The following is a 12,158-nucleotide window of genomic DNA, read 5'->3' as shown; positions in this document are numbered from 1 at the left end:
CGGTACGGAGGGTGAGTTCGACCGGGGGCCCACCCTCCTGTACAGTCTCTTCTCGCAGCGCAACGCACGAAAGCGCGGCGAAACCTGGTCCTGTGGAGCAGTTTGGAGTGCTCGCCACCCTGTCAAGGTGGAGGCCGCGGGTTCAAATCCCGTCAGGACCGCAGCAAGTGAGAGGCCCGCGCCCGTCAGGGACGCGGGCCTTCTTCGTTGCCCTTTCGGCCCGCGTCAGGGCCACCGACGCGCCCTGACGGGCCCCGCAGGGGGCGTCCGTGGCCCTCTGTCCGCCCTTGACGGCGTCACATTCCCTCGGTACCCCAGAAGTCAGGGGAGGTGGCTTCATGGCCGCATCTGTGAGGCACGAGACGCGGGCGCTGCTGAGGGCTCATCTGGCGGCCGCGTCGGCGTACGGGCACGCGACCCGGCACTGCCCGGTCTGCCACCGACTGCTGCGGCTGGCCATGGAAGCGCCGCCCCAGGGTACTCAGGACGCCGAGGAGTCGGCAGGGGACGACAGCCCCTCGACCGCGTGACCGGACCCGGCGTCAACTTCCCTGCGGCAGGCGGACGCTGAAACACCCAAAGGCCAATAGCGCACGCGGCCCGGCGACAACAAGTCCCCCGCGATGTGACGGGTGTCACCGCATAAGTTTCCGTGACCACGGTTCTTACCGGTCTCATACAACTGGTCAATTTAATATGTGCAATTGCACTATCACCAGAAGTGCGCGCACAGCCCGCACGACAGGTCTCCCCAGACTCCCCCAAGGCCGCCCACAGACCCGCTTCCCGACCGGCCCGCGCGCACAAAAAAGATCGCGCCGGACCCGGCGGAGTCCGGCGCGACCTACGACGCACCCTGTATTGCTTGCCTGAAGAGCTCTGACGGCTTGGGCGTGGGGCCTGTTGGGGCAGGACACCCGCGTCGCTTGGAGCTGGTGTTCGGGCTGCTCGGCGGTTGGGGGAACCGCCGCATCACCCGGTTTATGAAGTTGTCAGGCCTCGCTGCGCTGCTGCGGGATGCCCGCGAGCAGAGCGCGGACCTCGGCCTCGCGGTAGCGCCGGTGCCCGCCGAGCGTGCGGATCGACGTGAGCTTGCCGGCCTTCGCCCACCGCGTGACCGTCTTGGGGTCGACGCGGAACATCGTGGCGACCTCAGCCGGGGTCAGCAGCGGCTCGGCATCAGGGGTGCGAGCGGTCATGAGCGGCCTCCTCGGGAGAACCGAACCTTCTCGGTTCTTTCCTCTAAATTCTGCACCTTGACCCGCGTTGCCCGAAATGGCGGACGCGAGTCGAGTCGGTTATAGGACGAACGGCTTGTCCTCGGCACTACAACTACACCATCTGTCCAGCCGCGTCGGCCAAACCGATGGAATTGCCCCCACCAGGTGTCCATCAGCCACGGAAGCCGATGGACCATGCCATAGCGGACAGTCACTCCACTGTGACGATCAGTCACAGTGGAGTTCAGGAGTCACCAGACCCCCCAAAGCGTGCAATGCTGAGATAGAGCCCTCCCCGGGCTCCTTGTCCTATTTTGGCATGAGGAGTGGCAAGGGATGCAAGGGCCCCGTACGTGCGATCTGTCACGCTTGAGGTAAACGCCCGGAACAGGACCTACGTCCCGTCAATTTCCTGAAGTCCGGTAGACCGTACGCGGTTCGGGGGCGTTCAGGCCGTGACGTACGTCACTGGCCGTGAAATGCCGTCAGTTCGCCGAGCGCCGGTCCCGGACCGCCCGCCAGCGCCGCACCAGCCGCGCGTACGCCTCGCTCGCCGCCTCGTCGTCGCCGCGCCGCAGCGCCTCGATGCCCTCGGCGACGTCCGCCGCCGAGTGGTCGCCCGCCAGCTGCCGGTCCGGCAGCGTGTGCACCAGCCCGCCGTAGTCGAGTTCGACCACCGAACGCGGATGGAACTCCTCCAGCCACCGGCCCACGTCCACCAGGCCGTCGATGAGCGGCCCCTCGTCGATGGCCTCCTTCAGGGCCCTCAGGCCCCGGGCCACCCGCCGGCGCGCCTGCACCATGGGAGTGCGATAGCGAAGCAGCGGTGGTACGTCACCCGTCCCCGGGTCGTAGCGCCGCTCGGCGTCGGACACCAGCACGAACCAGTTGATGGGTACCTGCCAGGTCGCCGTCCGGATCCACGGCCGGGCGTCCGGGTTGCGGGCCAGCCACCGCTCGTAGTCCTGCGCGGCCTGGCGGCGCACGAGCGGCGGCAGCACCGAGTCCAGCACCGGCGGGGGAAGCTCCTCGTCCAGCTCGCCCAGCGCCTGCCAGCCCCGCAGCCGGGTCCGCCACGGGCACACGCACAGCACGCCGTCCGCCTCCAGCACGAAGGCGTCGCCGCTCTCGTGCACCGGTACCGCGACCGGCGGGGTGGGCAGCAGATCCGCCAGCGAGCGGCGCAGCTCGTCCTGGTAGGAGGGGCGGTCGGGCCGGCGGGCGTAGCGCTCCCAGTGGGCGCGCTCGGGCTCCGGGAAGGCGGCCAGCGGTTCGTACACGCGCAAGTACGAGGCGTAGGGCACGATCACCGAGGACACCTTGGGCACGCCTGCTCCCTCCCCCCTGGGCCGACCGGGAAACCTGACGGAGCCGCCGCCGGGCGGGCCCCCGAACCATGCGAATCGTCGCACGGACGTCCCCCACGAGAGGGTGATCCCCACCACTGCGCGTCCGGCGGCGCCGTCAGGCTCTACTCTCTCCCCACAGGCCCCGGCCGCCCTCCCGCACCGCGCCAAAAGCGCGTGGGAGGCTTCCAGGGGCTCTCCGTCCCAACCGCCGCCAGTTACCCAGGAGTCACTACCGTGACCGACGTATCCAACGGCGTCCTGCACACCCTGTTCCACTCGGACCAGGGGGGTCACGAGCAAGTCGTGCTCTGTCAGGACCGCGCCAGCGGCCTCAAGGCCGTCATCGCCCTCCACTCCACCGCTCTGGGCCCCGCCCTCGGCGGTACGCGCTTCTACCCGTACGCCAACGAGGCGGAGGCCGTCGCCGACGCCCTGAACCTCGCGCGCGGGATGTCGTACAAGAACGCCATGGCCGGACTCGACCACGGCGGCGGCAAAGCCGTGATCATCGGCGACCCGGACACCGTCAAGTCCGAGGAGCTGCTGCTCGCCTACGGGCGGTTCGTGGCCTCCCTCGGCGGCCGGTACGTCACCGCCTGCGACGTCGGCACCTACGTCGCCGACATGGACGTCGTGGCCCGCGAGTGCCGCTGGACCACCGGCCGCTCCCCGGAGAACGGCGGCGCGGGCGACTCCTCCGTGCTCACCTCCTTCGGCGTCTACCAGGGCATGCGCGCCTCCGCGCAGCACCTGTGGGGCGACCCCTCGCTGCGCGGCCGCAAGGTCGGCATCGCCGGGGTCGGCAAGGTCGGCCACCACCTGGTGGAGCACCTGCGCGCGGAGGGCGCCGAGGTCGTCATCACCGACGTGCGCGCCGACGCCGTGCGGAGGATCCTCGACCAGCACCCGGAGGGCGTCACCGCCGTCGCCGACACCGCGGCGCTGATCCGGGTCGAGGGCCTGGACATCTACGCCCCGTGCGCGCTCGGCGGCGCGCTCGACGACGACTCGGTGCCGGTGCTGACCGCCAGGGTCGTCTGCGGCGCCGCCAACAACCAGCTCGCCCACCCGGGCGTCGAGAAGGACCTGGCGGACCGGGGCATCCTGTACGCGCCGGACTACGTGGTGAACGCCGGCGGTGTCATCCAGGTCGCCGACGAGCTGCACGGCTTCGACTTCGAGCGGTGCAAGGCGAAGGCGGCGAAGATCTACGACACCACGCTGGCCATATTCGCACGTGCGAAGACGGATGGGATTCCGCCGGCCGCGGCCGCCGACCGGATCGCCGAACAGCGGATGCACGAGGCCGCCCAGCGACGCGGATGGTGACGTTCCGCTGACGCTGCGAGGTGCCTCGGACAGGTGTTTGGCCGGTACCGCCGGGCGGAAGGTTGGAGAGAACTCTCACTCTTCCCGGCGGGTCGTCCGCCGATAAGTGGTTAAAATCGCCACTGACCAGCGAGGACGGGGCACCTCGAAGGTTCTGCGCACACGCCCTTCCTGTGGGCGACGTACCGTATGGGTGCGGGCTCAGGTACCGTGGAAGCCCTACAGACGGTCTCTTCCTGGAGAGGCCGTTCTAGATCATGAACGCGTGTCAAGACTCTGGGGCCGTCGAGCCCCGTCGTTGAGGGGGTCGAGCCATGGGGCGCGGCCGGGCCAAGGCCAAGCAAGCGAAGGTCGCCCGCCAGCTGAAGTACAACAGCGGCGGCGGGACGGACCTCTCACGCCTGGCTGAAGAGCTGGGCGCATCGACATCGAACCAGTCGCCGAACGGCGATCGTTTCGAGGACGATGAGCAGGACGACGACCTGTACTCCCGTTACGCCGACCTCTATGAGGACGACGACGAGGAGGACGAGGACCAACGGTCCTCACAACACCGTCGCGGAGCTTGACGTCGCACTGAGCTTCCACCCGGTCGATGACCTCGGTCACCGACCGGGTTCTGTGCTGCCCGCGGGGCAGCACTCGCCGGCTCAGCTCGCGTAGTCGCCCACCAGCTCCGCTCCCGTGGCATGGTCACCGCGGTCGACGATCTCGCCCGCGACCCAGGCGTCCACACCCCGGTCCGCCAGGGTGGCCAGCGCCACGTCCGTCGACTCCTCGGGCACGATCGCCATCATGCCGACGCCCATGTTGAGGGTCTTCTCCAGCTCCAGGCGCTCGACGCTGCCGGTGCGGCCGACGAGGTCGAAGACCGGGCCCGGGGTCCAGGTGGAGCGGTCGACGACCGCGTGCAGGGTGTCGGGGATCACACGGGCCAGGTTGGCCGCGAGGCCGCCGCCGGTGATGTGGCTGTAGGCGTGCACGTCGGTGGTGCGGGTGAGCGCCAGGCAGTCCAGGGAGTAGATCTTGGTGGGCTCCAGCAGCTCCTCGCCGAGGGTGCGGCCCAGCTCCTCGATCCGTGCGTCCAGGGACAGCCCGGCCTGGTTCAGCAGCACGTGCCGGACCAGGGAGTACCCGTTCGAGTGAAGCCCGGAGGACGCCATGGCGATCACGGCGTCACCCGTACGGATGCGATCCGGGCCGAGCAGGCGGTCGGCCTCCACGACGCCCGTACCGGCGCCGGCGACGTCGAAGTCGTCCTCGCCCAGCAGGCCGGGGTGCTCGGCCGTCTCGCCGCCCACGAGCGCGCAGCCGGCCAGCACACAGCCCTCCGCGATGCCCTTGACGATGGCGGCGACCCGCTCGGGGTGCACCTTGCCGACACAGATGTAGTCGGTCATGAACAGCGGCTCGGCACCGCACACCACGATGTCGTCCATGACCATGGCGACCAGGTCGTGGCCGATGGTGTCGTAGACACCCATCTGGCGGGCGATGTCGACCTTGGTGCCGACGCCGTCGGTGGCGGAGGCGAGCAGGGGCCGCTCGTAGTTCTTCAGGGCGGAGGCGTCGAAGAGGCCGGCGAAACCGCCGAGGCCGCCGAGGACCTCGGGGCGCCTGGTCTTCTTCACCCACTCCTTCATGAGTTCGACGGCGCGGTCGCCCGCCTCGATGTCGACGCCCGCGGCTGCGTAGCTGGCGCCGCCCTCGGCACTGGGTGTCTCAGACATGGCTGTGAGAGCTTTCGTGTCGTACGGCAGGACTTACGGGATCTACGGGTTCACGGGCGACGGATGGCGTCGACCGCGGCCGGGGCTGCCGTACCGGCGGCCAGCTCGGTCTCCAGGAGCTGCTTGCCGAGCAGCTCGGGGTCCGGGAGCTCCATCGGGTACTCGCCGTCGAAGCAGGCCCGGCACAGGTTGGGCTTGGCGATGGTGGTCGCCTCGATCATGCCGTCGATGGAGATGTACGCCAGGGAGTCGGCGCCCAGCGAGGTGCCGATCTCCTCGATGGTCATGCCGTTGGCGATCAGCTCGGCGCGGGTGGCGAAGTCGATACCGAAGAAGCACGGCCACTTCACGGGCGGCGAGGAGATCCGGATGTGGACCTCGGCGGCGCCCGCCTCGCGGAGCATGCGGACCAGGGCCCGCTGGGTGTTGCCGCGCACGATCGAGTCGTCCACGACGACCAGCCGCTTGCCCTTGATGACTTCCTTCAGGGGGTTCAGCTTCAGGCGGATGCCGAGCTGGCGGATGGTCTGGGAGGGCTGGATGAACGTACGGCCGACGTAGGCGTTCTTCACCAGGCCGGCGCCGAACGGGATGCCCGAGGCCTCCGCGTAGCCGATGGCGGCCGGGGTGCCGGACTCCGGGGTGGCTATGACCAGATCGGCCTCGACGGGGGCCTCCTTCGCCAGGCGGCGGCCCATCTCCACGCGGGAGAGGTACACGTTCCGGCCGGCGATGTCGGTGTCGGGGCGGGCCAGGTACACGTACTCGAAGACACAGCCCTTGGGCTTCGCTTCCGCGAACCGGGAGGTGCGCAGGCCGTTCTCGTCGATGGCGACGAACTCGCCCGGCTCGATCTCGCGGACGAAGCTGGCACCCGTGATGTCGAGGGCGGCGGTCTCCGAGGCGACGACCCAGCCGCGCTCCAGGCGGCCGAGGACCAGCGGGCGGATGCCCTGCGGGTCGCGGGCGGCGTACAGGGTGTGCTCGTCCATGAAAACGAGGGAGAAGGCGCCCTTGACCTTCGGGAGGACGGTGTGGGCCGCCTCCTCGATGGTCAGCGGCTTGCCGTCCTCGTCCACCTGGGCCGCGAGGAGCGCGGTGAGCAGGTCGGTGTCGTTGGTGGCCGCGACGCGGGCGGAGCGGCTGTGGTTGTCGCTGGGGAGGTCGGCGACCAACTCGGCGAGCTGCGCCGTGTTGACCAGGTTGCCGTTGTGACCGAGCGCGATCGAGCCGTGCCCGGTGGCGCGGAACGTCGGCTGGGCGTTCTCCCACACGGAGGCGCCGGTGGTCGAGTAGCGGGCGTGACCGACCGCGATGTGACCCTGGAGCGAACCGAGCGAGGTTTCGTCGAAGACCTGGGACACGAGGCCCATGTCCTTGAAGACGAGGATCTGGGAGCCGTTGCTGACCGCGATTCCCGCGGATTCCTGGCCCCGATGCTGGAGGGCGTAGAGCCCGAAGTACGTGAGCTTGGCGACCTCTTCGCCGGGAGCCCAGACTCCGAAGACGCCGCATGCGTCCTGGGGGCCCTTCTCGCCGGGGAGCAGATCGTGATTGAGGAGACCGTCACCACGTGGCACGCCATCGAGTGTAGGCGAGGCCGACCACTGGTCCGAATCGGGGATACCGCTCAGTAATGGATCTTCGGCGCGTTTTCCCTGGTCAGAGAGGTGAGGGGGGTGACGTGGGAGGCCTCCTGCCGGTTGTCTGAGTGAGGTGTCGCACACCATTCGGCATCCACGGCTCAGGGGAGCAGCGGCAGCAGTCCTCCGAGGTCGGCCCGCTCGCCGCTGGCGCTCACCTTGGCATCGGCGACCGCGTCCGCCCAGCTCAGCCGCCCGGTGGCCAGCCGGATCCAGGTCAGCGGGTCGGTCTCGACGACGTTGGGCGGGGTGCCCCGGGTGTGCCGGGGGCCCTCGACGCACTGCACGACGGCGTAGGGCGGGATCCGCACCTCGGTCGCCCCGCCGGGCGCGTGCGCGGCGAGCGCGTCGGCGAGGAGGCGGGTGCAGGCGGCCAGGGCCTGCCGCTCGTACGGGATGTCCAGGCCGGGGACGGCCGCGTTCAGGTCGTCGGTGTGGACGATCAGCTCGACGGTGCGGGTGACCAGGAAGTCGTCGAGGACCATGGCGCCGACCGGGGTCTGTCCGCCCGCGCCGGGACCGGAGTGGGGGACGGCGGCGAGGAGACGGCGGCCGTCGGCGGCGGCCAGGCGCCGGGCGAAGCGCTCGGCGGTGCGGGCGTAGAGGGCGTCCAGGTCGGGGTGGTCCGCGGCGAGGCGGCGGGTGTCACCGGCGACGCCGGCGGCGCGGGCCCCGGCGGCGACGGGCCACTGGACGAGCGTGAGTCCGGGACCGGCCGGCTCCTCGCGGTCGATGGCGCGGCTGACGTTCTCCAGGGCCGTAGTCACGTGCGCCGCGAGGTCGCGCACCGTCCAGTCACCGAGCCGGGTGGGCAGGGCCAGCTGGGCGGGGGTGAGAGCGCGCACGCCCTGCCGTACGTTGCCGAACTGGGCCGTCACGGCCCCCCGGATCCTGGCGGGGTCGTAGGTACGGGCACGCTTCTTGGCCGGTGGCATGGGGTCAGCCTAGAACGCCCGCGGAAATCGCCCGGCGGACTTCCGTTCCGTCCTCGGCCTGCCCTCGATCCGCGCGCGCAGGACCCGTTCGGGCGTCCGGCGGGGTCTACGGCGACCGCACCCGCGCTCCCGTCGGCGCGGGGGCAGCGGGGGCGCGGGGCGCTCCGCGGGCGGGGGGGCGCGGGGGCGGCGGTCGCGGCGGGCCCGAGGGCCCAGGAGCCGCGGGAACCGCAGGGCGCGAAGGGCGGCGAGCACGGGAGCCGCGGAAGCCGCAAGGCAGCGACGAGCGCGGCAGGCCCGAGGGCCCAGGAGCCGCGGGAACCGCAGGGAGCGAAGGGCGGCGAGCACGGGAGCCGCGGAAGCCGCAAGGCGCGAAGGCGCGAGGGCGGCAGGCGCGAGGCGCGAGGCGCGCGAGGAGCGAAGGCGCGAAGGTGGCGGGCGCTCAGGCGGTGGTGAGGTCGGCGGCGGGGTGCCGTTCGGCGCGTGTCGCGAGGTGGGGCGTGGCGTGTGCCGGACGACCGCCCGGGGAGGACCGAACGGGCGCGACCACCGGTCCCCACAAGCCCCGCAAGGGGTCAGGGACATTGCGCCGGGGCGTCGCGGCGGGCCCGGACCGGTGGGGCGGCGACCGTGCGGGGACGGCCGCAGGGCCCGCCCCCGGTGTCGGCGGGCGGGGCCTGCGGCGTCGTACGACCGGCTACTTGAGCAGCGCGGGGATGGTGTCCTCGTGAGCCGTACGCAGTTCCTCCAGCGGCACGGTGAACTCGCCCTGGAGTTCCACCGCGTCGCCGTCCACGACGCCGATACGGGTGGCCGGGAGGCCCCGGGCACCGCACATGTCGTTGAAGCGGACCTCCTCCGAGCGCGGCACGGCGACGATCGCGCGGCCGGCCGACTCGGAGAACAGGAAGGTGAACGCGTCCAGCCCGTCGGGCACGACCAGGCGCGCGCCCTTGCCGCCGAGCAGGGCGGACTCGACGACCGCCTGGACAAGACCGCCGTCGGACAGGTCGTGCGCGGAGTCGATCATGCCGTCGCGGGAGGCGGAGATGAGGATCTCGGCCAGCAGCCGCTCCCGCTCCAGGTCGACCGCGGGCGGCAGGCCGCCCAGGTGGTCGTGGACGACCTGGCTCCACGCCGAGCCGCCGAACTCCTCACGCGTGTCGCCGAGGAGGTACAGCAGCTGGCCCTCCTCCTGGAAGGCGACCGGCGTACGACGGGCGACGTCGTCGATGACGCCCAGGACCGCGACGACCGGCGTGGGGTGGATGGCCGCCTCGCCCGTCTGGTTGTAGAGGGAGACATTGCCGCCGGTCACCGGGGTGCCGAGCTGGAGGCAGCCGTCGGCCAGTCCGCGGACCGCCTCGGCGAACTGCCACATGACCGCCGGGTCCTCGGGCGAGCCGAAGTTCAGGCAGTCGGAGACGGCGAGCGGCTTGGCGCCCGTCGTCGCCACGTTCCGGTAGGCCTCCGCGAGGGCGAGCTGGGCGCCGGTGTACGGGTCGAGCTTCGCGTACCGGCCGTTGCCGTCGGTGGCGATGGCGACGCCGAGGCCGCTCTCCTCGTCGATGCGGATCATGCCCGAGTCCTCGGGCTGGGCCAGCACCGTGTTGCCCTGCACGAAGTGGTCGTACTGCGAGGTGATCCACTTCTTCGACGCCTGGTTCGGCGAGGCGACCAGCTTCAGGACCTGCTCGCGCAGTTCCTCCGACGTGACCGGGCGCGGCAGCTTGTTCGCGTCGTCCGCCTGCAGGGCGTCCTGCCAGTCCGGGCGGGCGTACGGGCGCTCGTAGACCGGGCCGTCGTGGGCGACCGTGCGCGGGTCCACGTCGACGATCTTGCCGCCGTGCCAGAAGATCTCCAGCCGGTCGCCGTCGGTCACCTCACCGATGACGGTGGCGATGACGTCCCACTTGTCGCAGATCTCCAGGAAGCGGTCGACCTTGTCCGGCTCGACGACCGCGCACATCCTCTCCTGCGACTCGCTCATGAGGATTTCCTCGGGCGAGAGGGTCGAGTCGCGCAGCGGTACGTCGTCGAGGGTGACGCGCATACCGCCCGAGCCGTTCGACGCCAGCTCGGACGTGGCGCAGGACAGGCCCGCCGCGCCGAGGTCCTGGATGCCGACGACCAGCTTCTCGGCGAACGCCTCCAGGGTGCACTCGATGAGCAGCTTCTCCTGGAAGGGGTCGCCGACCTGGACCGCCGGGCGCTTGGACGGCTTGGCGTCGTCGAAGGTCTCGGAGGCCAGGATGGAGGCGCCGCCGATGCCGTCGCCGCCGGTACGGGCGCCGTACAGGATGACCTTGTTGCCGGCGCCGGACGCCTTGGCGAGGTGGATGTCCTCGTGCTTCATGACGCCGATGGCACCGGCGTTGACCAGCGGGTTGCCCTGGTAGCAGGCGTCGAAGACGACCTCGCCGCCGATGTTGGGCAGACCCAGGCAGTTGCCGTAGCCGCCGATGCCGGCGACGACGCCCGGCAGCACCCGCTTGGTGTCGGGGTGGTCGGCGGCGCCGAAGCGCAGCGGGTCGACCACGGCGACCGGGCGCGCGCCCATGGCGATGATGTCGCGCACGATGCCGCCGACGCCGGTGGCGGCACCCTGGTAGGGCTCGACGTACGACGGGTGGTTGTGCGACTCGACCTTGAAGGTGACCGCGTAGCCCTGGCCGACGTCGACGACACCCGCGTTCTCGCCGATGCCGACGAGCATCGCCTCGGACCTGGGGGCCTTCTCGCCGAACTGGCGGAGGTGGACCTTGGAGGACTTGTACGAGCAGTGCTCGGACCACATGACCGAGTACATGGCGAGTTCGGCGCCGGTGGGCCGGCGGCCGAGGATCTCGACCACGCGCTCGTACTCGTCCTTCTTCAGGCCGAGTTCGGCCCAGGGCAGCTCGACGTCGGGGGTCGCGGCCGCGTGCTCGACCGTGTCCAGAGGAGTCCGGCTCATGCGTTGACCAGCTTCTTGAGGATCGACGTGAAGAAGGGGAGGCCGTCCGTGCGGCCGGTGCCGATGCCCGGCTCCACGGCGTGCTCCGGGTGGGGCATCAGGCCCACGACGTTGCCGGCCTCGTTGGTGATGCCGGCGATGTCGTTGAGCGAGCCGTTCGGGTTGAAGTCCAGGTAGCGGAACGCCACCCGGCCCTCGGCCTCCAGCTTGTCCAGCGTGTACCGGTCGGCCACGTAGCGGCCGTCCATGTTCTTCAGCGGGATGTGGATCTCCTGGCCGGCCGTGTAGTCGGCGGTCCAGGCGGTGTCCGCGTTCTCCACCCGCAGCTTCTGGTCGCGGCAGATGAAGTGCAGGTGGTCGTTGCCGAGCATGCCGCCGGGCAGCAGGTGCGCCTCGGTGAGGACCTGGAAGCCGTTGCAGATGCCCAGGACCGGCAGACCGGCCTTCGCCTGCTCGATGACGGTCTCCATCACCGGCGAGAAGCGGGAGATGGCACCGGCCCGCAGGTAGTCGCCGTAGGAGAAACCGCCGGGGAGGACGACCGCGTCGACCTGACGCAGGTCCTTGTCCTTGTGCCAGAGGGCGACCGGTTCGGCGCCCGCGAGACGGATCGCGCGCTGGGTGTCCCGGTCGTCGAGGCTGCCCGGGAAAGTGACGACGCCAATACGAGCGGTCACTTCGCGGCCTCCGCGACTTCCGCCGTCTCTTCGATCTTCACCGTGAAGTCCTCGATCACCGTGTTGGCGAGGAAGGATTCCGCAAGATCACGGATGCGGGCGAGCGCGGCCTCGTCGACCGGCCCGTCAACTTCCAGTTCGAAACGCTTTCCCTGACGTACGTCGGAGATGCCGTCGAATCCCAGCCGCGGCAGTGCGCGCTGCACCGCCTGGCCCTGGGGGTCGAGGATCTCCGGCTTGAGCATGACGTCGACTACGACGCGTGCCACTGGCACTCCCGGTGGTGTGGTGCTGAGCAGGTTCCTTCAGACTACCCGCA

General features: G+C 70.5%; 11 protein-coding genes and 1 tRNA gene. 4 read left to right on the top strand and 8 right to left on the bottom strand.

The annotated features are described in order from the left end of the window. Positions 1–86 precede the first annotated feature (86 nt). A tRNA-Asp gene (locus ACSLTV_RS01835) sits at positions 87–161 on the top strand. A 177-nt stretch (positions 162–338) separates the two neighbouring features. Next, positions 339–530 (top strand): DUF6274 family protein, encoded by a 192-nt coding sequence (locus tag ACSLTV_RS01830; protein WP_432139054.1) that lies wholly within the window; start codon positions 339–341, stop codon positions 528–530. Between the two features lie 462 nt (positions 531–992). Here ACSLTV_RS01830 and bldC read toward each other — a convergent pair whose 3' ends face one another. Beyond that, complete coding sequence (bldC, locus tag ACSLTV_RS01825) at positions 993–1,199, bottom strand: developmental transcriptional regulator BldC (RefSeq protein WP_003949541.1); 207 nt, start codon at positions 1,197–1,199, stop codon at positions 993–995. 506 nt (positions 1,200–1,705) lie between these two features. Next, on the bottom strand, positions 1,706–2,548 hold the full coding sequence (locus tag ACSLTV_RS01820; RefSeq protein ID WP_432139053.1) for a hypothetical protein: 843 nt from the start codon (positions 2,546–2,548) through the stop codon (positions 1,706–1,708). Positions 2,549–2,803: 255 nt separating this feature from the next. On the opposite strand from ACSLTV_RS01820, the gene ACSLTV_RS01815 reads away from it, so the two are divergent. Together ACSLTV_RS01815 and ACSLTV_RS01810 are read left to right on the top strand one after the other, a co-directional pair. Next, positions 2,804–3,898 (top strand): Leu/Phe/Val dehydrogenase, encoded by a 1,095-nt coding sequence (locus ACSLTV_RS01815; RefSeq protein WP_432139052.1) that lies wholly within the window; start codon positions 2,804–2,806, stop codon positions 3,896–3,898. Between the two features lie 314 nt (positions 3,899–4,212). Then, positions 4,213–4,467 (top strand): DUF3073 domain-containing protein, encoded by a 255-nt coding sequence (locus tag ACSLTV_RS01810; RefSeq protein ID WP_432139051.1) that lies wholly within the window; start codon positions 4,213–4,215, stop codon positions 4,465–4,467. Between the two features lie 81 nt (positions 4,468–4,548). Here the strand turns inward: ACSLTV_RS01810 and purM are convergent, their stop codons facing one another. From purM to purS, 6 genes are all read right to left on the bottom strand, one after another. Continuing rightward, positions 4,549–5,628, bottom strand: a complete 1,080-nt coding sequence (purM, locus tag ACSLTV_RS01805) for a phosphoribosylformylglycinamidine cyclo-ligase (RefSeq protein WP_432139050.1) — start codon at positions 5,626–5,628, stop codon at positions 4,549–4,551. 50 nt (positions 5,629–5,678) lie between these two features. Then, a complete protein-coding gene (purF, locus tag ACSLTV_RS01800) occupies positions 5,679–7,208 on the bottom strand; it encodes an amidophosphoribosyltransferase (protein WP_432139049.1) in 1,530 nt (509 codons plus the stop codon). Positions 7,209–7,372: 164 nt separating this feature from the next. After that, positions 7,373–8,206, bottom strand: a complete 834-nt coding sequence (locus ACSLTV_RS01795; RefSeq protein WP_435611496.1) for a sterol carrier family protein — start codon at positions 8,204–8,206, stop codon at positions 7,373–7,375. Between the two features lie 697 nt (positions 8,207–8,903). Then, positions 8,904–11,162 carry a phosphoribosylformylglycinamidine synthase subunit PurL gene (gene purL, locus ACSLTV_RS01790; RefSeq protein WP_432139047.1) on the bottom strand — a complete coding sequence of 753 codons (2,259 nt, stop codon included), beginning with the start codon at positions 11,160–11,162 and terminating at the stop codon, positions 8,904–8,906. Continuing rightward, positions 11,159–11,839, bottom strand: a complete 681-nt coding sequence (gene purQ / locus ACSLTV_RS01785) for a phosphoribosylformylglycinamidine synthase subunit PurQ (RefSeq protein ID WP_432139046.1) — start codon at positions 11,837–11,839, stop codon at positions 11,159–11,161. Before purQ ends, purL begins: the two co-directional genes overlap by 4 nt. Continuing rightward, positions 11,836–12,108, bottom strand: a complete 273-nt coding sequence (gene purS, locus ACSLTV_RS01780) for a phosphoribosylformylglycinamidine synthase subunit PurS (protein ID WP_432139045.1) — start codon at positions 12,106–12,108, stop codon at positions 11,836–11,838. Before purS ends, purQ begins: the two co-directional genes overlap by 4 nt. Between the last annotated feature and the right edge of the window lie 50 nt (positions 12,109–12,158).

The sequence above is a fragment of the Streptomyces sp. bgisy159 genome, from assembly GCF_965341775.1.
Taxonomy (GTDB): Bacteria; Actinomycetota; Actinomycetes; order Streptomycetales; family Streptomycetaceae; genus Streptomyces.
This window is presented reverse-complemented; position numbering and strand designations above follow the sequence as displayed.

Coding starts and splice junctions, on each gene's coding strand:
- ACSLTV_RS01830 (WP_432139054.1), top strand. CDS start 339: ATGGCCGCATCTGTGAGGCACGAGACGCGGGCGCTGCTGAGGGCTCAT.
- bldC (WP_003949541.1), bottom strand. CDS start 1,199: ATGACCGCTCGCACCCCTGATGCCGAGCCGCTGCTGACCCCGGCTGAG.
- ACSLTV_RS01810 (WP_432139051.1), top strand. CDS start 4,213: ATGGGGCGCGGCCGGGCCAAGGCCAAGCAAGCGAAGGTCGCCCGCCAG.
- purM (WP_432139050.1), bottom strand. CDS start 5,628: ATGTCTGAGACACCCAGTGCCGAGGGCGGCGCCAGCTACGCAGCCGCG.
- ACSLTV_RS01795 (WP_435611496.1), bottom strand. CDS start 8,206: ATGCCACCGGCCAAGAAGCGTGCCCGTACCTACGACCCCGCCAGGATC.
- purL (WP_432139047.1), bottom strand. CDS start 11,162: ATGAGCCGGACTCCTCTGGACACGGTCGAGCACGCGGCCGCGACCCCC.